This is a genomic window from Ideonella sp. (assembly GCF_041287625.1).
In the GTDB taxonomy this organism is placed as follows: domain Bacteria; phylum Pseudomonadota; class Gammaproteobacteria; order Burkholderiales; family Burkholderiaceae_C; genus Ideonella.
Genome location: NZ_JBGGNH010000061.1, coordinates 1 through 18,708, shown reverse-complemented (window position 1 = coordinate 18,708; position 18,708 = coordinate 1). Strand labels below are relative to the sequence as shown.

Sequence of the window (18,708 nt, the reverse complement as noted above, 5' to 3'; positions counted from 1 at the left end):
TGGGAATGGATGGAAATCGATCTGTCAGCGGCGCGCAAAGGGAAGCAAGCGCATTCGCCATTGTTGACCCTGCACAACGTGCGGTTTCACAACACAGCTGTTTCAGCCTGTTTCGTTAAACCGATTTCATTGCGGCATCAAGGGTTTAGGGGCAGAATTTGCCGGAGTTTCTAGCATTGCCCGCCGGTGGTCATGCGACGGCAGGCCTCCAGCGCCCGGCCGCCGTCAACCGGAATTGTTGCACTGTCACAAATTTCCGGCTCATCGTCCGGGAGTCTCCATCCATGAGCCGTCTGTCATTCCACTGCCTGCCCCCTTTGTTCTTCGCCCTGGCCGGCTCACTGAGTGCCGCTGGCGCCTTTGCGGTGGACTACCCCATCACGCCAGGCCAGCGCAACACGGCGCAGCAGGTGGCCCAGGCCGGTGTTCCGCTGTCCGAGCTAGTGCCCAATGCGCCTGACAGCTACACCATCAAGAAGGGCGACACGCTCTGGGACATCTCCAAGCTGTTCCTGAAGAGCCCGTGGCGCTGGCCCGAGCTCTGGGGCATGAACATGGCGCAGATCCGCAACCCGCACCTGATCTACCCAGGCCAGGTGCTGTTCCTCGACAAGTCCAACGGCCGCGCGCGGCTGACGCTGGGCCGCCCGGTGGGCAACGAGGAAAAGCTGTCGCCACGTGTGCGTTCCGAGCCGCTGATCACCGATGCGATCTCCTCGGTGCCGATGCACCTGATCGGCCCGTTCCTGAACGACGCGGTGGTCTTCGAGACCAACCAGCTGGAACTGTCGCCGCAAATCGTGGCCACACAGGAAGGCCGCGTGCTGCTCTCGCGCGGCGAAACCGCCTACGTCAAGGGTGACGTGGATGCCGCCCGCAACTGGCAACTGTTCCGCGAACCCAGGCCGCTGGCCGATCCGGAAACCGGCGAGATCCTGGGCTTCGAGGCCCGCCACGTCGGCACCGCAGAGCTGATCGCCAAACCGGACACAAGCGCGATCTCTGCCGCGAATGAGATCGCCCCGTCGGTGTTCCGCATCAACACGCTGCGTGAAGAGGCCAACATCGGCGACCGCCTGGCCCCGCTGCCCCCACGGGACACCAGCCCGTTTGCGCCGCATGCGCCGTCCAACGGCCTGAAGGGCCGCATCATCGGCGTCTACGGCGATGGCCTGAATGCCGGCCAGAACCAGATCGTTTCGCTGAACCGCGGCCTGCGTGACGGCGTCGAGCGCGGTCACGTGCTGGCGCTGTGGCGCGCCGGCACCCGCCGCCCGGACCCGACGGACAAGAGCCAGATGCTGGTGCTGCCGGACGAACGCCACGGCCTGCTGTTCGTGTTCCGCGTCTTCGAGCGCGTGTCCTACGCGCTGATCCTTCAGGTGCAGGACCCCGTGCACGCTGGCGACAAGTTCACCCAGCCCTGAGCCTGCCACGGCAGGCCGCACTGGCCTGCCGCGATGCGCTCGCCCTCAGCGCCGGTTCCGCCCCCATGAGCACCACGACGCTGCCCGAGGCTGAAGCCCGGGCCTGGCTGCTGCTGGTGCACACGCCGGGCGCTGGCGGCGAGTCGGTTCGCCGGCTGCTGGCGGCCTTCGGCTCGCCGCAGGCCGTGCTGGCTGCACCCCGCAATGCCTGGCATGAAGTGGCCGGCGCAGCATGCGCCCAGGCCTTGTCCGCCCCCAACGGCGAGACGCTCGCGCTGGTCGACCGGACGCTGGCCTGGTTGGCCGAGGCGCCAGCCCAGCGTCATTTGCTGACGCTGGGCGACAGGGCTTATCCCGCGCCGCTGCTGCAGACCGTCGATCCGCCCGCCCTGCTGTATGCCGTGGGTGACCTGAACCGGCTGCAATACCCGGCGCTGGCCATCGTGGGCAGCCGGGACGCCACGCCGCATGGCCTGGAACATGCGCGCCGCTTCGCCGACACCGCCAGCAAGGCCGGCATCTGCGTGGTCTCCGGCCTCGCGCTGGGCATTGATGGCGCTGCACACGAAGGCGCGCTGGACGGCATGGGCGGCACCATCGCAGTGGTCGGCACCGGGCTGGACCTGATGTACCCGCGCCGCCACCTGGCGCTGGCGCGCAAGATTGCCGAACAAGGCCTGATCCTCAGCGAGTTTGCGCTGGGCACGCCTTCGCTGCCGGCCAATTTCCCACGCCGCAACCGCATCATTGCCGGGCTGGCCCAGGGCACGCTGGTGGTCGAGGCCACGCTGCATTCCGGCTCGCTGATCACCGCCAAGCTGGCGCTGGATGCCGGCCGCGAAGTCATGGCGCTGCCCGGTGCCATTGGCTCGGCCCAGTCGCGCGGCTGCCATCAGCTGATCAAGGATGGCGCGGCGCTGATCGAGTCGCCGCAGGAATTGCTGGAACTGCTCGGCTGGGCCGCGCCGACACCGCCGCCCGAAGGCAGCCGGCCGCGCGCGCGCCGCGGCAGCGCGCACCCGGTGCGCACCACGGGTGCCGTCGCCTGGAACCCGCAGACGCCCGCCCCCGAGCCGAAAGCCCCGGCCCCAGCGCCGCGTCCCGACAAGGAAGACCCGCTGCTGACCGCCATGGGCCACGAGGCAGCAACGGTGGACGCACTGGTCGCCCGCACAGGCTGGCCCGCCGACCGCCTGCTGGCCAAGCTGCTCGAACTGGAGCTGGACGGCCTGGTCGTGCGCCTGCCCGGAGGGCTGCTACAGCGCCGCACGACGGGCTGAAACACACACCGCGCAGTGCGCCAAACACCCGGCTGACAGGCTGGCTTCTTTGCGCCAGCGTGTCAAACGCAAACGGTTATAGTCAGTTCATGTTCGATGTTCTGGTCTACCTGTACGAAAACTACTGGCGGCCCGATGCCTGCCCGGATCACGACCAGTTGACGCGAAAGTTGTCGGCTGTCGGGTTCGAGTCCGACGAGATCCAGGAAGCCCTGAGCTGGCTGGATGGCTTGGCCGCCACTGCCGACAGCACTCAGAGTGCGCCGCAAAGCCCGCAGAGCCTGCGGGTCTACCTGCCGCGCGAGTTGGACTTGCTGGGCGATGAATCGGTGGGATTCATCAGTTTTCTGGAGTCGGCGGGGGTTTTGCCGCCGCCCATGCGTGAGCGCGTGATCGACCGGGCGACCGCCGTCGGCAGTCCGCTGACGCTGGACGACCTGAAGATCATCGTGCTGATGGTGTTCTGGAGCCAGGGCGAAGAACCCGACGCGCTGATCCTCGACGAACTCTTCGTCGCGCCGGAAGACCGGCTGATCCACTGAACCCCTGCAAAAAGCCCGGTCACCCGGGCTTTTGTGCTTCTGGGGGAACTGGCGCCGCGTGCGCGTCAGACGTTGGCCATCAGGCGCGACGGGTCGGCGCTGAGCTTGCGCAAGGCGTCACGAGTGGCCGAGATGGTCAGCGACTCGTCCTGCACCGGCACCAGCAGGCCCGCCTGCAGGAAAGCTGCCAGCCGTGTCTTCTGGAACAGCACACAACGCCCTTGAGAGCCGACAAACAGCGACAGCTGCTTGTGCATGCCCTGCCACGACAGCCGAACCGTTTCGCGCCGGCCGCGAAGCTCCAGCGTGTAGGCGCTGCCAGGCTGCAGCTGCGCAGCGGCCGCCAGCATCGACGGCCCCGGCATCGAACCGCCCTCCGAGACGATTTCCAGGCCCTCGTTGCGATGGTTGGTCTCGTCCAGCACCCAGGAATCGTCCAGTTCGACATCGTCGTCCGGCATCAGCTCCTCGATGGTCGCCAGTCGCTGCTTCAGGTGCTCCAGCTGCTCCGGGCTGACGGACGTGGCGCGGGCGCTGAACGCCGCGGTCAGCGCCAGGTTCAGCGCCTTGACGGCGTCCTCCTGCTTGCGCGCGTCCAGTCCGGCGGCGTTCATGCCACGGCGGATCACGCCGAGCAGCGGCGGCAGCCTCCGGATGACCTCGGCGCGCTCCTCGCGCGTGGTCTTGGCGCCCGCCGCCCACATCAGGTCGGCCGCGGCGTCGCGCACCGTCTTCACCTCGCCGCTGTGCGGTCCGTGGCGCACGGCCATCGTTGCCAGCACGTCGGCCCAGATGTGGAACAGGAAGTCGCGCACGCCTTCCTGCACCGGCAACTCGTTGAGCATCTTGCGCAACTCGATCGTGTACTGGATCGCCAGTGTCTCGCGCTGCTCGATCTGCTGCGCCAGCGACACGCCGGCCTTGGTCGCATCGTTGCGCTCGCTGAAATAGCGCTCCAGGAATTTCTCGAACTCGCTCAACACAGCCTGGAACACACGCCTGCCGGTGTCGGGGAAGGCCTCGACGACCTGCACCACGCGGCGGATCTCGGCTTCCAGCGGCGTGCCGATGACTTCTGCATCGCCTTCGAAGCCCATCACGCAGGCCCCCAAGCGGTCGATCAGTCGGCGCGCCGGGTGGTCGGCACCGGAGAAGAAATCGGGTTCGGCCAGCGCCACCCGCAGCACCGGCATCTGCAGCCGGGCAAACCAGATGCGCAGCAGCGCCGGAATGCGCTCGTCGGTCAGGATGCTTTGGAACAGCAGCGCCACCAGCTCGACCGTGGCCCGCTCTTCCGGCGTGGCCGCGGCCTGCTTGAGCGTCTGCTGGCGCTCGCGCAACTCGGCCACCAGCTGCGCTGGCGAGGCCAGCAATTCGCCGCTGGGGCCCACACCGCCGGCCGCCTGCTGCGCCTCGACCTGGGCCACCACGCGAATCTGCGCCTGGGCCATGGCCTGCGACAGCTGCTGCGATGGGCCGCGGCCCGGCGCCTGGTCGCGGAACCCAGGCAGGTGGCGTTCAAGGATGTCGCTGAACTGGCCCAGCACGGCTTCGGCGCGCTGCAAGGCGCCGCCGCCGGCCTGGCGGGTCATCATGCGGGTTTCGTCGTCCAGCCCGCCGCTCATGCCGGTGGAGGCGCCCGTGTGGTAACCGGTGCTGTAACCCCCGGCGCCGCCGACAACACCGCTGCCCACGCCACCAGGGCCACCTGGCCCGCCAGGTCCGCTTGCCATGCCTCCGCCGACACCCGGTGTGGTCGCGCCGCCCGGACCGGTGGTCCAGCCGCCCTGCCCGCCCTGTCCTCCGGCCATTTCGCCGCCGGGCCCGCCCTGGCCAGGCGCACCGGCAACGCCGGTGCGATAGCCCGCGGCCTGTGGCCGCATCGACAGGCCAGGCCCGCCTGCGCCACCGCGGGCCGCCGTGCCGCCTTGTTGTTGCCCGCCCTGGACACGCTGGCCGGCGGGCTGCTGGCCGCGCTGGCCGCCGCCTTGCGAAAGCGAAGCCGGCATCACCCGGCTGATGTTCGGGCCCAGTGGCTGCGGCTCGCTCCAGCCGGAACTGCCGGACAGGGTGCTGGGTCCGGCCGTGGTCGACGCTGCACCACTGGTGGTGTCAAGCGGCGTCGGGCTGGTGCTGGTGCCGTCGGAGCGGCGAATGAAGGGGCGCAGGTCGACCCGCGGCAGCACGCCACGTTCGATCAGCCATTGGTTGGTCGCGTGAAAGGCTTTTTCCACGTGCTCGGAACAGGCTTTGTGCAGCACGTTCTCCAGCATGCGCCAACTCTCCAGCGTCAGCCCGGCCTCCAGCCAGGCCTTCAGCATGCCGCGCGCCACGACTTGCGGGCGGAACAAGTCGTCGTCGTCCAGGTCGCTCTGGCCCGAAAGGTCGGTCAGGCGTGCACGCAGGTCGGCAAATTCCCAGGTCGTGCGGTCCAGCACAGCCAGCGTGAGCCGGGAGATCAGGATGTTGCGCTGGATGGTCGCGTCGTCGACCAGTTGCAACCCGCCGCCGCCAGCAAAGGCGCCAGCGAATTCGGCCAGCGTGGTGTGCGGCGCTTCCGGTGACAGCTTGGCGCGCAGCGTGCTCGAAACCAGCGGCAACCACTGGCTGCCATTGCGCATCAGGTCCTGCAGCGTGTCCTGGCGCAGCTGCATCACCGCGCGCTCGGCGGTCTGGTCCAGCAGCACATGCGCCTCGGTGATCGCGGCCTCACGCAGCGGCTGCAAATCCTTCAAGACCTGGTCGGCAAAGAAATGCCGGGCCTGGTCTATCGTGGGTGCGCCGGCAACTGCGTCAGGCATGAATCCGTATCTGTTCGAGTGGGCTTTCCACTCTACACCACCGCCCCGCTGTTCGGATCGTTCGGATCACCTTCCTTGGCCGCCGAGAACTTGATCAGGTCCTCGCGCTTGACACCCAGCCACATCGCGATGGCCGCGGCGACGAACACCGACGAGTAGATGCCAAACAGAATGCCGATGGTCAGCGCAATCGCGAAGAAATGCAGCGTGGGGCCACCGAAGACCAGCATCGACAGCACCATCATTTCGGTACAACCGTGGGTGATGATGGTGCGGCTCATCGTCGAGGTGATGGCGTGGTCGATCACTTCGTGGGTGCTCATCTTGCGGTACTTGCGGAAAGCCTCGCGGATCCGGTCGAAAATCACCACCGATTCATTCACCGAGTAGCCCAGCACCGCCAGCACCGCCGCCAGCACCGAGAGCGAGAACTCCCACTGGAAGAAGGCGAAGAAGCCCAGGATGATGACCACGTCATGCAGGTTGGCGATGATGGCCGCGACCGCGAACTTCCATTCGAAGCGGATCGCGAGGTAGGCCATGATGCCCAGCACCACGAAGATCAGCGCCTTGCCGCCATCCCAGGCCAGCTCTTCGCCGACGGACGGGCCGACGAACTCGGTGCGCGACAGCTTCAGCGGCTCTGCGGTGCCCACCTCGCAAGCCTTGCGGCTCACCTGCTCGCCTTGCGGCGTGGTGTATTGGCGGTCGACCACCTGGCCGGATTCCGCGCGGCACAGCTCGACGAACACATTGCTGGCCATGTCGGCCGCCTTGGTCGTCTTGCTGACCGGCAGGCGGATCATCACGTCATGCGAAGTGCCGAAGTTCTGCACCTGGACTTCGCCAAAGCCCATTTTCTCGACCACCTCGCGGGTGCGGGCCAGGTCGGCCGCCTGGGTGTAGGCCACCTCCAGCACCGTGCCGCCGGTGAACTCGTTGGAGAAGTGCAGGCCGCGCGTGACCAGGAAGAACACGGCGGCGACAAAGGTCAGCGCCGAGATGGCGTTGAACACCAGCGCATGCCGCATGAACGGGATGTCGCGCCGGATACGGAAGAATTCCATGGCAGAACCTCTGGGAAAACGTTGCTTGCAGGGCTGACGCGGGTGCGGGTCAGCTGGCGTCGGACGGCTGGATCTCGGCCGCCGGCGGGGTGCCGCCTGGGCGCCAGACCTGGCCAATGGACACCGACTTCAACTTCTTCTGGCGGCCATACCAGAGGTTCACCAGACCACGCGAGAACATCACCGCGGAGAACATCGAGGTCACGATGCCCAGGCAGTGAACCACCGCGAAGCCGCGCACCGGGCCGGAGCCGAAGGCCAGCAAGGCCACGCCGGCGATCAGCGTGGTGATGTTGGAGTCCAGGATGGTGGCGAACGCGCGCTCGTAGCCCGCGTGGATCGCCGCCTGCGGCGAGCTGCCGTTGCGCAGCTCTTCTCGCACGCGCTCGTTGATCAGCACGTTGGCGTCAATCGCCATGCCCAGCGCCAGCGCAATGGCGGCAATGCCGGGCAGCGTCAGCGTGGCCTGCATCATCGACAGCACCGCCACCAGCATCAGCAGGTTGAAGGCCAGCGCCAGCGTGGAGAACACGCCGAACAGCAGGTAATACAGGCACATGAACACGGCAATCGCCGCGAAGCCGTAGGTCAGGCTGTGGAAGCCCTTGGCGATGTTGTCGGCACCCAGGCTGGGGCCGATGGTGCGTTCCTCGATGATTTCCATCGGCGCGGCCAGCGAGCCGGCGCGCAGCAGCAGCGCGGTGTCGGTGGCTTCCTGGGTCGTCATGCTGCCCGAGATCTGGAAGCTGGCACCCAGCTCGCCGCGGATCACCGGCGCGGTGATGACCTCGCCCTTGCCCTTCTCGAACAGCAGGATGGCCATGCGCTTGCCGACGTTGTCGCGCGAGATGTCGCGCATGATGCGCGTGCCCTTGGCGTCGACCTTCAGGTGCACCGCCGGCTGCTGGTGGTCGTCGAAGCCGGGCTGGGCATCGGCCAGGTTGTCGCCGGTCAGGATGACCTGGCGCTTGACGATCAGCGGGCGACCCCCACGCTCGACGTAACGCTCGGTGCCAAACGGCACCGGCCCGCTGCCGGTGGCCGCCGCAGCGGCTTCGGCGCTGTCGTCGACCATGCGCAGTTCCAGCGTCGCGGTGCGGCCGATGATGTCCTTGGCCTTGGCGGTGTCCTGCACGCCAGGCAGTTGCACGACGACCCGGTCCAGCCCCTGCTGCTGGATCACCGGCTCGGCCACGCCCAGTTCGTTGACCCGGTTGTGCAGCGTGGTGATGTTCTGCTTGAGCGCGGCCTGCTGCACCTTGATGGCCTCGGCGGGCTTGAGCGCGCCGCTGAGCGACAGGTCGCCATTGGCGCCGCCGGCCTGCGGCGTCCACTGCACGTCGGGCAGGCTGTCGCTCAGCAGGCCCAGCGCGGCGGTCCGGGTGGCCTCGTCCCGAAAGTTGACGCTGACCGTGTTGCCGTCGCGGGAGATGCCGGAATGGCGCACGTTCTTGTCGCGCAGCAACGTGCGAATGTCGCCTGTCAGCGATTCGGCCTTCTTGGTCAGCGCCGCCTTCATGTCGACCTGCATCAGGAAGTGCACACCGCCTTGCAGGTCCAGGCCCAGGTTCATCGGCAGCGCATGCAGGCTGGCCAGCCATTGCGGCGAGCGCGAGACCAGGTTCAGCGCGACGATGTACGACGGGTCGCTCGGATCAGCGTTCAGTGCCTTGCCGATCACGTCCTTGCCCCGGAGCTGGGCATCGGTATCGGCCAGGCGCGCGCGCACCGAATTGCCTTCCAGCTGCACGTAGTCGGGCTTCAGCCCGGCGGCGTCCAGCGCCTGCTGCACCCGGCCAACCAGCGAAGCGTCGACCTTGACGACGACCTTGCCGCTGGAAACCTGCACCGCTGGCGACTGGCCGAACAGATTGGGCAGCGTGTAGACCAGGCCGATGACCAGCGCGAACGCCAGCAGCACGTATTTCCACAGAGGGTAGCGATTCATGGGCAGTTCGCGGGCTGGGGCACAGCCCGCGCCATGTGACGACGGCCCGCCAAGGCGGGCCGACCGGGATCAGAAGGCAAAGAAACGAAAACGGCGAACGCCAGCGGCGCAGCTTATTTCATCGAACCCTTGGGCAGCACCTGCACCACGGTGTGGCGCTGCACCTGGACTTCGACGTCCTTGGCGATCTCGACAAACAGAATGCTTTCCGAGACCTTGGTGATGCGGCCCAGCAGTCCGCCGCCGATGATGACTTCGTCGCCCTTGGCCAGGGCTTCGATCATGGCCTTCAGCTCCTTCTGGCGCTTCATTTGCGGCCGGATCATGATGAAGTACATCACCACGAAGATGCCGACCATCGGCAGGAACTGGACCAGACCGGACATGCCGCCAGCGGCCTGGGCAAGGGAAACAGAAGAGATCGACACGTGAATTCCTTGTGGGAGAGTGTGGTCGCCACGAGGCGGCCACGCAAAAAGCCCGCGGCACCGACCAGGGTCTTGCTTGGAGACCCGGAGCGCACGGCAACCGCCGATTGTAGGACCCGCTAGGACCCTTGCCCTGACGACAAGTTCAAGCCCGCCTGGGTGGCCTGCACTGGCTCGTGGACATGGCCTGCATGGGCCGGTCCACCATGCACCGCTCGCAGGTGCCCGCCAGCCTTGTTGCCCTGCCCAGGCGCCGCTTCGCGCGCAGCCGATTCCAGCCCCGTCAGGATGCCGCACTGCGCCGCAGCCGAGGCGCCGCTGCACTGCTCGCGCAAGGCCTTGAGCTGTTTCTCCAGCAGGCGCAGTTCGCGGATGCGCTGGCTGACGTGGCCGATGTGCGCGTCCAGCAGTTGGTTCACGTCATGGCAGTCGCCGCCCGGCGCGTCCTTGAAACGCAGCAGCTGCCGCACCTCGTCCAGCGACATGTCCAGCCCGCGGCAGTGGCGGATGAACTGCAGCCGCGCGAGGTGCTCCGGCAGGTAGATCCGGAAATTGCCCTCGGTGCGCGCTGGCGCCGGCAGCAACCCCTGCCGCTCGTAGTAGCGGATGGTCTCCACCGGCGTGGCAGCCGCCTCGGCCAGAACGCCAATCTTCATCTTCGTGACCTCCAAGCCTGGGTGCGGCGATTCTAGGCAGCCAGGCCGCTTCTCCCTGCTGGCCGCAGCGGCTTGACTCTGGAGTGGCTACAGGATTTCCAATCCAGCCAACGCTCTGGAAACCGCCATGTCCACCCACTCCGTCCGGCCGCACGACCACGACCACGACCATCACGGCCACGCGCCAGCGCCCGCCGCTTCCTGCGGAGGCTGCTGCGCCCACGAAGCCGCGCCTGTGCAAGCAGCCAGCGCCGCGCCGGGCCAGTTGTTGCTGCGCATCCCGGACATGGACTGCCCCGTCGAGGAAAACCAGATCCGCGCGGCGCTGTCCACGTTTGGTGCCATCGAGCAGCTGAAGTTCGACCTGCCAGCGCGGGCGCTGGCAGTCTCAGTTCCGGCCGAGGCCTGGCCCGGCGTGGTCTCGGCCATCGAAGCGGCCGGCTTCGCCACCGAAACCCTGTCCGCCCCGTTGCCGGCCGATACCGGCCGCCAGGGCTTGCGGCGCGAAACCATCCGCCTGATCGCTGCGCTGGTCATCGCCGCCGGCGCCGAAATGCTGGACCTGCTCGCACCCGCCACGCCGATCATGCAGGCGCTGGGCATGGGACTGGCCGCGTTGGCCATCGCGCTGGCGGGCTTCAGCGTGCTGCGCAAGGGCCTGGCCGCGTGGCGCCGGCTGCAGCTGAACATCAGCGCATTGATGACGGTCGCTGTGCTGGGCGCGTTTGCGATTGGCGCCTGGCCCGAAGCGGCGATGGTGATGGCGCTGTATGCACTGGCCGAGCTGATCGAGGCGCGCGCGGTGGATCGTGCCCGTGGCGCGATCCAGAGCCTGATGGCACTCACACCCGAAGAAGCCGAGGTGCGCCAGCCCGATGGCCGCTGGCAACGCCAGGCGCTGGCCCAGGTCGCCATTGGCGCGGTGTTGCGCGTGAAGCCGGGCGAGCGCCTGCCGCTGGACGGCGTGGTGCTCAGTGGCCAGGGGGCGGTGGACCAGGCCGCCATCACCGGCGAAAGCGTGCCGGTGGACAAGGCACCGGGCGACACGGTGTTCGCCGGCACCGTGAACCAGGGCAGCGCGCTGGAAATCCGCAGCACGCAGCCGGCGGGCGACACGCTGCTGGCGCGCATCATCCGTGCGGTCGAACACGCCCAGGGCCAGCGCGCGCCAACCCAGCGCCTGGTCGACCGGCTCGCGGCGGTCTACACGCCCGCCATCTTCGCCATTGCCGCAGCCGTCGCGCTCGGCATGCCACTGCTGCTGGACACACCCTGGCTGCAGGCGGCCTACAAGGCGCTGGTGCTGTTGGTCATCGCCTGCCCATGCGCGCTGGTGATCTCGACGCCGGTCACCGTCGTCAGCGGCTTGGCCGCCGCCGCGCGCCGCGGCATCCTGATCAAGGGCGGCGTGCACCTCGAGCAGGCGCGGCTGCTGCGCAGCGTCGCGCTGGACAAGACCGGCACGCTGACACGGGGCGAGCCCAAGCTGGTCGCGCAGCAGGTGTTTGGCGGCAACGAAGCCGCGGTGCTGGGTTGGGCCCGCAGCCTGGCCGCACGCTCGGACCATCCGGTCTCCCGCGCCATTGCCGCCGGCCTGCCGCAGGCCAGCACGGCCGAAGTGGACGGCTTCAGCGCGGCGCCTGGGTGCGGCGTGCAAGGCATGATCGGCGGCCAGGCGCTGCAACTCGGCAATGCGCGCTGGATGCGCGAGGCCGGCCTGCTGACACCGGCCGTGGAGACCGCGATGCAAGCCCACGAACAGGCCGGCCGCAGCGTGACGCTGCTGGCCGACGCGCAGGCCGTGCGCGCCCTGCTGGCGGTGGCCGACACGGTCAAAGCCCATGCGGCCGAAGCCGTGGCCGAGTTGAAGACGCTGGGCGTGACGCCGGTGATGCTGAGCGGCGACAACGCAGCCACGGCGCAGGCGATTGCCGCCGGCGTCGGCATTCAAGACGTGCGTGCGCCGCTGCTGCCCGAGGACAAGCTGAAGGCCATCGAGGCCTTGCAGGCTCAAGGCCCGGTGGCAATGGTCGGCGATGGCATCAACGACGCGCCGGCGCTGGCCCGCGCCAGCCTGGGCTTTGCGATGGGCGGCGCCGGCACCGACGTGGCCATCGAGGCGGCCGACGTGGTCATCATGAACGACGACCTTCGGCGCGTGCCGGAAATGCTGCGGCTGTCACGCCGCACGCACACGGTGCTGTGGCAGAACATCGCGTTGGCACTGGGCATCAAGGCGGTGTTCCTGGCACTGGCAGTGGCCGGCCAGGCGACCATGTGGATGGCGGTGTTCGCCGACATGGGCGCCAGCCTGCTGGTGGTCGGCAACGGGCTGCGGCTGCTGCGCTTCGGGCGCTGAACGACGTCCTCAGGCCTCGGCCGGCGGCGCATCGGCGCCGTGGCCGGCGTGCCAGTAGGCGGCGGCGCGGATCGCGTGCTTGTCGTGGCCTTTTTCTTCGACCAGCACACGGCGCAGCTCGGCCATCAGCCCACCCTCACCGCCGCCCCACACGTAGCCTTCGCCGGCTGGCAGCGCCCACGCGCGGACGGTAGCCAGACAGGCCTCGGCATCGTCCACCCATCGCACGTCAAGCTGCGCTGCGCTGCCCAGCGTCCGGCGGTCGGCTTCGGGCACTTGGCCGATCACGGTCACGCGGGTGCTGGTTGGCAGTTCTTCAAGGCGGCGGCAGATCGCCGGCAGCGCGGTTTCGTCGCCCACCAGCAGATGCCAGTCGTAGTCCACCGGCACCAGGAAGGAGCCGCGTGGGCCGCCGATGCGCACGTGCTGGCCCACGGTGGCCTGCTCGGCCCACGCGGCGGCCGGGCCGTCGCCATGCAGCGCGAATTCCAGCGTCAGCTCGCCGCGTGCGGCGTCGAAGCGAGGCGTGTAGTCGCGCCGGGCTTCTTCGCCGTTGGCCTGGGCGATAAACAGCTTGATGTGGTCGTCGAAGGCCGGGCTGTTGAAGTCTTCCAGCGGACCCTTGAACACCACGGCGCGCATGTGCGGCGTGATGTCAGAAACACGCACCACCTCCAGCTCGCGGAATTTCAGGTCATGCCGCACACGCTGCACGCGCTTGGCGGACGGATTCGGATCGGCAAGGTCTGCGCTCATGGTCAGGCTGTTCGAATTGATTGACAATGTCATCCATCATGCGCAAATCAATTGACAATGTCAACCAAAAGGCTTTGAGCACCGCGAGCCCGAAAGAGGCCCGCGGCGAAGAGCTGATGGAGCTTGTGCACACCGTGATGCACCAGCTGCGCTCGGCCCAGTACCAGGCGCTGCGCGACAGCGAAGGCCTGTCGGAGCTGACCCACCTGGAGAGCAAGGTGCTGGGATTTTTTGGCCGCCGGCCTGGCAGCACGCAGAGCGACCTGGCGCAGCACAGTGGCCGCGACAAGGCCCAGCTGGCCCGCATGATCAAGGGCCTGCGCGACCGCGGCCTGCTGGCGGCCGAAGCCGATGCGCAGGACCGCCGTCACCAGCACCTGCGCCTGACGCCAGCCGCCGAAGGGCTGATGGAAAGTCTGGACGCGCAAGGCCGCACCATCGGCCGCCAGGCCGTGACCGGGCTGTCGGCCGCCGAGCAGGCTCAGCTGCTGAGCTTGATGCGGCGCGTGCGCGACAACCTGCAGGCCGAGCTCGAAGCGCCGGAATGAAAAAGGCCTGCGCCGGAAACCCGGTGCAGGCCTTTTCTTTGGTTCTTGGTTGCGGGGGCAGGATTTGAACCTGCGACCTTTGGGTTATGAGCCCAACGAGCTACCAGGCTGCTCCACCCCGCGACTGAACTGGAAACAAGCACCGCCTGGTACGGCGCCTGTCGATTTGATTGGCTCCACTGCGTGCCCCCTGAAGGCGGGCCGCGCAGCGAACCAAGATCCTGGAATTTTGGTTGCGGGGGCAGGATTTGAACCTGCGACCTTTGGGTTATGAGCCCAACGAGCTACCAGACTGCTCCACCCCGCGACTGAAGCTAGCATTATGTCATGAATTCGGCGGTACCGCCTAGCGGCGAGGAAATGAGTACACGGGATGCCTCAGTACGCCTCCAACGCGGACGTGAACCTGCCACGCGTGTCAAGCGCGCCGCGCTGGTACTTGCTCCAGTCGGGGAAGGTTGCGGGTTCCCAATAGAAGATGCCGGCGCCCTTGTCGCCAAGGGCACGCAGGTCCTGAATCACGTCCTTGAGCATCGCTTGCGAGACAGCCGGCTGCTGCCAGTTCATCCCTGTCTCAACCACCATCACCGGCTTGCCATAGCGACGCACAGCCTCGCCTAAGCTGCGCCGCAGTTGCTGGTTGTCCCCCATCCAGCGCGCCGGATCAGGATAGTGCGATACCCCAAGCACATCCCAGCGGCCACCCGCAGACTGCACGCCGTCGAGGAACTCGCGCAACACCTCCGCCCGACCTCCCCCGGCCAGGTGCACCACCACCTGAGCCTGCGGATAAACCTCCTTGACGCTGTCGTAGCCCGCGTTGATCAATTTGGCCAGCTCCTCATAGTCGGCCTGCTTGCCTTGCACCTGACCCTTAGGCCAGAGCATGCCGGCGTTGATCTCGTTGCCGACCTGAACCCAATGCACCTGAATTCCCTGCTCCTTCAGCGCCGTGAGCACGCGCCGGGTGTGCTGAGCCACATCTTGGCGCAGTTCGGCCAAACGGTGGTCGGACCACGCAGCCGGCGGCGTCTGGTGATGCAGTCCGGCCCAGGTGTCGCTGTAATGGAAATCGATCATCACGCGCTGGCCCTGCCCCTGGGCGCGCCGCGCCTTGCGCAGTGTGTCCTCCAGGTCACACCATGGCGTCTTGGGCTGGACCCATACCCTCAAGCGGACAGCATTCACGCCCAGGCCCTTGAGCAGCACAAACGGGTCCTCGGGTTTGCCTTGGACGTCTCGAAAAACGCGACCGGCCGCCTCTTGCTCAGTGACCGAGCTGATATCGGCACCGCGGGCGAACTCGACCGCCTGCGCGATCAGGGGCGCCAGCAGACACAGCGTTACAAGGATCCGGCCAAGCCGGCTCAGAGGGTTACGAGTCGTCATGCGGAGCCTCTTCCTGGATTTCACTGGCGATAGCCTGCCACAGCCTACAGATGTCAGAGTCCGGCGCCCGTCAGGGTCCTCAAGAAGGCCGGTGCATCCTGGAAGCCGATGATGCGCGAGGGCGCAAGCTCGCGTCCCTGGCGGTCGAAAAAGATCGTGCCGGGCGGGCCGAACAGCTGGAAGCGCTTGAGCAAGGCCTTGTCGTCTGCGCTGTTGGCCGTCACGTCGGCCTTGAGCAGCAGGGCGCCAGCCAGGCGAGAGCGCACCGCCGCGTCGCTGAAGGTGAAACGCTCCATTTCCTTGCAGGACACGCACCAGTCGGCATAGAAGTCCAGCATCACAGGGCGGCCGGCGGTCTTCAGCGCCTGATCGAGCTCGGCGACGCTGCGAATCGGCTGGAACGGCAAGCCTGCTTCGGCGGGCGGCTCGGCGGCACCAGCCGCACGCCCTGACGCGATGTGGGCCAGTGGCTGCAACGCATCGCGGCCACCCGAGGCTGCGCCGATCAGCAGCAGCACGCCATAAACCAGCGCAGCAGCGCCGGCCGCACGCTGCAGCCAAACCCGTGGCGCAGCGCTGTGCGGGCTGGCGTCGAATGGGCGCAGCATGAAGCCGGTGACCAACAGCAGCGCGGCCCAGCCGACCAGCGCGAGAGCGGGCGGCAGCACCGGTTGCACGATCCACAGCGCGACCGCCAGCAGCAGCAGGCCGAAGAAATGCTTCACCACGTTCATCCAGTTGCCAGAACGCGGCAACCAGGCGCCAGCCGAGGCACCGAGGATCAGCAGCGGCGTGCTCATGCCGACCGCCAGCGCGAACAGCGCGGAGCCGGCGAGCAGCACGTCGTGCGTCTGGCTGAGGAACAGCAAGGTGCCAGCCAGCGGTGCGGTGACACAGGGGCTGACGATCAGTGCTGACAGGCCGCCCATCAGGAAGACGCCCACCAGTTTGCCGCCCGGCAGGCTGCGCGACGCGCCGTCCAGCTTGCCGGCGAGGCTGCTGGGCAGGCGCAGTTCGTACACGTCGAACATGGACAGTGAGAAACCGGCCAGCAGCAGGCCGAAGAGCATCAGCACCCACGGCTTTTGCAGCGCCGCGGCCAGGCCCTCGCCGGCCAACCCCGCCGCCACGCCCAGCGCGGTGTAAATCATCGCCATGCCCAGCGAATAGGCCAGCGCCAGGCCAAAGCCGCGCGCTCGTGAGGTCGCGCCACCGCCAGCAATGATGGAGGACAGGATGGGCAGCATCGGCAGCACGCACGGCGTGAAGGCGAGCAGCAAGCCCATCAGCCAGAAGGCACCCCACACAGCCCACAGCGAACCGCCTTGCAGCAGTGCCTGGACGCGGTTGCCCTCGTTGACCGGCGCCGCAGCGACCGGTGCCGGCGAGGGCGATGCAGTCGACGACGTTGCCGGCGTGGCGGTGGCCGCGGCCTGCAGGTCGATGCCCTTCTTCGCGTCAGGTGCTGCGGAGCTGTTGGCACCGGCAGCATCCGGCACGGCGTCCACATCCGGCACGACCTGCACGCTGCCGTCGCCACCAAAGCCTTTCAGCGCGACTTTCAGCGTCAAGGTTTGCGGCGGGTAGCAGAGACCGGCCTCGGCACAACCTTGGTAGACCACGCGCAGCGTGAACGGGCCGCTGGCTTGCTTGACCGGCAGCTTGACCGAAAGGTCACCGTGGTAAGTCTCGACGTTCTTCTGGAAGGTTTGGTCGAACTTGACCGTGCCCTTGGGCAGATCGGCCTCGCCCAGCGTGGCACCGTCAGCCTCGAACTGGAAATGCTCCCGGTACAGGTAGTAGCCGGAGGTGACCTTGAACAGCAGGCCGACGCTGCGGTCGTCCGCTGCCTGCGCCGAGACGACAAAGGCCTGCGCCGGGTCCAGGAACTCCTGTTCGGCGTGGGCGGGGCGCATCAGGCTGACCAGCAGCAGCGCGAAGCACAGTGCCAGCCAGGGCAGCATGGACAGGTTCAACCAGCGCGGCGCGGCGCGTGCGGCACGGAAGGGCAAAAGCATCGAAGACAACGTCATGGTCGAAGTGTGAGGGCTTCGGCGAAGTGAGGTGCGCGCAGGTGCTTGTGGCATCCGCCCGCCGCGACACAGCGCGGGATCGGCACAGTCGAAAAGCAGGTACATCCTGTGACCGCGCCATGAAAAAAGGCCAGCAGATGCTGGCCCTTGTTCTCAGGACTGGGCGATGTGAACCGCCTGTCGTTGAATGGCTTACGCCGCGGCTTCAGCCGTTTCGGCTTGCGCGTCGGGGCGATCGACCAGTTCGACATAGGCCATCGGCGCGTTGTCGCCAACACGGAAGCCCATCTTCAGGATGCGGGTGTAGCCGCCTGGACGGGTCTGGTAGCGCGGGCCCAGCTCATTGAAGAGCTTGGTGACGATGTCACGGTCGCGCAGGCGGGCGAAGGCCAAGCGACGATTGGCCACGGTGGCTTCCTTGGCCAGCGTGATCAGCGGCTCGACAACGCGGCGCAGTTCCTTGGCCTTGGGCACGGTGGTCTTGATCGCTTCGTGTTCCAGCAGCGAGACGCACATGTTGCGTAGCATGGCTGCACGGTGTTCGCTGGTGCGGTTGAGTTTACGGAGACCGTTACGGTGACGCATGGTGCTTTTCCTTTCCTAGAGTATTGCCAGCAGCCGGATCAGGTACTGCCGGGGGCACCGGTGAGGCCGTCATGACCTCACCATTTCTTCAAAAATGTCAGCGCTTGTCGAGGCCCTGGGGCGGCCAGTTTTCCAGGCGTGCACCCAAGGTGAGGCCGCGCGAAGCCAGCACTTCCTTGATTTCGTTCAAGGACTTGCGGCCCAGGTTCGGCGTCTTCAGCAGCTCGGTTTCGGTGCGCTGGATCAGGTCGCCGATGTAGTAGATGTTCTCGGCCTTCAGGCAGTTCGCCGAACGCACCGTCAGCTCGAGCTCGTCGACCGGGCGCAGCAGGATCGGGTCGAACTGCGTGTTGCGCGGGCTCGGCATGTCGGTCAGCGTGCTGACTTCGCCTTCGAGCTGTGCAAACACCAGCAGCTGCTCGACCAGGATCTTCGCCGACGCACGGATCGCTTCCTCGGGGCTGATCGCACCGTTGGTCACGATCTCCATCACCAGCTTGTCCAGGTCGGTACGCTGCTCGACGCGGGCGCTCTCGACCGTGTAGCTCACGCGCGAGACCGGCGAGAACGACGCGTCGAGGACGATGCGGCCGATCGACTTGGTCGGCTCGTCGCCATAGCGGCGCAGGTTGCCGGGGACGTAGCTGCGGCCCTTCTCGACCTTGATCTGCATGTCGAGCTTGCCGCCCGACGACAGGTGGGCGATCTCGTGCTCGGGGTTGATGATCTCGACGTCGTGCGGCGTCTGGATGTCGCCGGCCGTGACCGGGCCCTCGCCTTCCTTGCGCAGCACGAGCGTCACTTCATCGCGGTTGTGCAGGCGGAACACCACGCCCTTCAGGTTCAGCATGATGTGGACGACGTCTTCCTGCACGCCGTCGATCGCCGA

At 67.2% G+C, this 18,708-nt stretch carries 15 protein-coding genes and 2 tRNA genes; 5 read left to right on the top strand and 12 right to left on the bottom strand.

Features of this window, described 5'->3' with window-relative positions; translation table 11 throughout:
• The first annotated feature begins 284 nt into the window (after positions 1 to 284).
• The 3 genes from ACAH41_RS22610 to ACAH41_RS22600 all read left to right on the top strand — a co-directional run bounded on the left by ACAH41_RS22610 (position 285) and on the right by ACAH41_RS22600 (position 3,249).
• Complete coding sequence (locus ACAH41_RS22610; protein WP_325653340.1) at positions 285 to 1,427, top strand: LysM domain-containing protein; 1,143 nt, start codon at positions 285 to 287, stop codon at positions 1,425 to 1,427.
• 65 nt (positions 1,428 to 1,492) lie between these two features.
• Complete coding sequence (dprA, locus tag ACAH41_RS22605) at positions 1,493 to 2,707, top strand: DNA-processing protein DprA (protein ID WP_325653338.1); 1,215 nt, start codon at positions 1,493 to 1,495, stop codon at positions 2,705 to 2,707.
• Between the two features lie 89 nt (positions 2,708 to 2,796).
• Positions 2,797 to 3,249: a DUF494 family protein gene (locus tag ACAH41_RS22600; RefSeq protein WP_141291160.1), complete on the top strand. Its 453-nt coding sequence runs from the start codon at positions 2,797 to 2,799 to the stop codon at positions 3,247 to 3,249.
• Between the two features lie 65 nt (positions 3,250 to 3,314).
• Here ACAH41_RS22600 and ACAH41_RS22595 read toward each other — a convergent pair whose 3' ends face one another.
• From ACAH41_RS22595 to cadR, 5 genes are all read right to left on the bottom strand, one after another.
• Positions 3,315 to 6,050, bottom strand: a complete 2,736-nt coding sequence (locus tag ACAH41_RS22595; protein ID WP_325653331.1) for a DUF1631 family protein — start codon at positions 6,048 to 6,050, stop codon at positions 3,315 to 3,317.
• Positions 6,051 to 6,082: 32 nt separating this feature from the next.
• Positions 6,083 to 7,117, bottom strand: a complete 1,035-nt coding sequence (gene secF / locus ACAH41_RS22590) for a protein translocase subunit SecF (protein WP_325653329.1) — start codon at positions 7,115 to 7,117, stop codon at positions 6,083 to 6,085.
• Between the two features lie 49 nt (positions 7,118 to 7,166).
• A complete protein-coding gene (gene secD / locus ACAH41_RS22585; RefSeq protein WP_325653327.1) occupies positions 7,167 to 9,065 on the bottom strand; it encodes a protein translocase subunit SecD in 1,899 nt (632 codons plus the stop codon).
• 113 nt (positions 9,066 to 9,178) lie between these two features.
• A complete protein-coding gene (yajC, locus tag ACAH41_RS22580) occupies positions 9,179 to 9,451 on the bottom strand; it encodes a preprotein translocase subunit YajC (protein WP_325653726.1) in 273 nt (90 codons plus the stop codon).
• Positions 9,452 to 9,612: 161 nt separating this feature from the next.
• A complete protein-coding gene (gene cadR, locus ACAH41_RS22575; RefSeq protein ID WP_325653325.1) occupies positions 9,613 to 10,149 on the bottom strand; it encodes a Cd(II)/Pb(II)-responsive transcriptional regulator in 537 nt (178 codons plus the stop codon).
• A 127-nt stretch (positions 10,150 to 10,276) separates the two neighbouring features.
• Here cadR and ACAH41_RS22570 point away from each other — a divergent pair, with 127 nt between their 5' ends.
• Complete coding sequence (locus ACAH41_RS22570) at positions 10,277 to 12,508, top strand: cation-translocating P-type ATPase (RefSeq protein WP_325653324.1); 2,232 nt, start codon at positions 10,277 to 10,279, stop codon at positions 12,506 to 12,508.
• Positions 12,509 to 12,517: 9 nt separating this feature from the next.
• Here the strand turns inward: ACAH41_RS22570 and ACAH41_RS22565 are convergent, their stop codons facing one another.
• A complete protein-coding gene (locus ACAH41_RS22565) occupies positions 12,518 to 13,264 on the bottom strand; it encodes a siderophore-interacting protein (protein ID WP_325653322.1) in 747 nt (248 codons plus the stop codon).
• A gap of 38 nt (positions 13,265 to 13,302) precedes the next feature.
• Between ACAH41_RS22565 and ACAH41_RS22560 the strand changes: the two genes are divergently transcribed.
• Entirely contained in the window at positions 13,303 to 13,812 is a 510-nt protein-coding gene (locus ACAH41_RS22560; protein ID WP_370538482.1) for a MarR family winged helix-turn-helix transcriptional regulator, read from the top strand.
• Between the two features lie 46 nt (positions 13,813 to 13,858).
• Here the strand turns inward: ACAH41_RS22560 and ACAH41_RS22555 are convergent.
• The 6 genes from ACAH41_RS22555 to rpoA form a co-directional block, all read right to left on the bottom strand.
• Positions 13,859 to 13,935 (bottom strand) — tRNA-Met (locus tag ACAH41_RS22555).
• 107 nt (positions 13,936 to 14,042) lie between these two features.
• Positions 14,043 to 14,119: transfer RNA gene (locus ACAH41_RS22550), tRNA-Met, on the bottom strand.
• A gap of 71 nt (positions 14,120 to 14,190) precedes the next feature.
• The gene (locus tag ACAH41_RS22545) at positions 14,191 to 15,201 is read right to left on the bottom strand and encodes a glycosyl hydrolase 53 family protein (protein ID WP_325653318.1); all 1,011 of its coding nucleotides are present in this window, start codon (positions 15,199 to 15,201) and stop codon (positions 14,191 to 14,193) included.
• A 53-nt stretch (positions 15,202 to 15,254) separates the two neighbouring features.
• The gene (gene dsbD / locus ACAH41_RS22540; RefSeq protein ID WP_325653316.1) at positions 15,255 to 17,234 is read right to left on the bottom strand and encodes a protein-disulfide reductase DsbD; all 1,980 of its coding nucleotides are present in this window, start codon (positions 17,232 to 17,234) and stop codon (positions 15,255 to 15,257) included.
• 192 nt (positions 17,235 to 17,426) lie between these two features.
• Positions 17,427 to 17,819 (bottom strand): 50S ribosomal protein L17, encoded by a 393-nt coding sequence (gene rplQ, locus ACAH41_RS22535; RefSeq protein ID WP_141285590.1) that lies wholly within the window; start codon positions 17,817 to 17,819, stop codon positions 17,427 to 17,429.
• A 97-nt stretch (positions 17,820 to 17,916) separates the two neighbouring features.
• Positions 17,917 to 18,708 (bottom strand): DNA-directed RNA polymerase subunit alpha (gene rpoA, locus ACAH41_RS22530; protein WP_370538481.1); only part of this gene is annotated, 792 nt, incomplete at its 5' end.

What these genes read in the sequence shown, in the direction of transcription:
- rplQ (WP_141285590.1), bottom strand. Translation starts at nt 17,819, where the DNA reads ATGCGTCACCGTAACGGTCTCCGTAAACTCAACCGCACCAGCGAACAC.
- ACAH41_RS22565 (WP_325653322.1), bottom strand. Translation starts at nt 13,264, where the DNA reads ATGAGCGCAGACCTTGCCGATCCGAATCCGTCCGCCAAGCGCGTGCAG.
- ACAH41_RS22545 (WP_325653318.1), bottom strand. Translation starts at nt 15,201, where the DNA reads ATGACGACTCGTAACCCTCTGAGCCGGCTTGGCCGGATCCTTGTAACG.
- ACAH41_RS22570 (WP_325653324.1), top strand. Translation starts at nt 10,277, where the DNA reads ATGTCCACCCACTCCGTCCGGCCGCACGACCACGACCACGACCATCAC.
- ACAH41_RS22595 (WP_325653331.1), bottom strand. Translation starts at nt 6,050, where the DNA reads ATGCCTGACGCAGTTGCCGGCGCACCCACGATAGACCAGGCCCGGCAT.
- ACAH41_RS22600 (WP_141291160.1), top strand. Translation starts at nt 2,797, where the DNA reads ATGTTCGATGTTCTGGTCTACCTGTACGAAAACTACTGGCGGCCCGAT.
- dprA (WP_325653338.1), top strand. Translation starts at nt 1,493, where the DNA reads ATGAGCACCACGACGCTGCCCGAGGCTGAAGCCCGGGCCTGGCTGCTG.
- yajC (WP_325653726.1), bottom strand. Translation starts at nt 9,451, where the DNA reads ATGTCCGGTCTGGTCCAGTTCCTGCCGATGGTCGGCATCTTCGTGGTG.
- cadR (WP_325653325.1), bottom strand. Translation starts at nt 10,149, where the DNA reads ATGAAGATTGGCGTTCTGGCCGAGGCGGCTGCCACGCCGGTGGAGACC.
- dsbD (WP_325653316.1), bottom strand. Translation starts at nt 17,234, where the DNA reads ATGACGTTGTCTTCGATGCTTTTGCCCTTCCGTGCCGCACGCGCCGCG.
- ACAH41_RS22610 (WP_325653340.1), top strand. Translation starts at nt 285, where the DNA reads ATGAGCCGTCTGTCATTCCACTGCCTGCCCCCTTTGTTCTTCGCCCTG.
- secF (WP_325653329.1), bottom strand. Translation starts at nt 7,117, where the DNA reads ATGGAATTCTTCCGTATCCGGCGCGACATCCCGTTCATGCGGCATGCG.
- ACAH41_RS22560 (WP_370538482.1), top strand. Translation starts at nt 13,303, where the DNA reads ATGCGCAAATCAATTGACAATGTCAACCAAAAGGCTTTGAGCACCGCG.
- secD (WP_325653327.1), bottom strand. Translation starts at nt 9,065, where the DNA reads ATGAATCGCTACCCTCTGTGGAAATACGTGCTGCTGGCGTTCGCGCTG.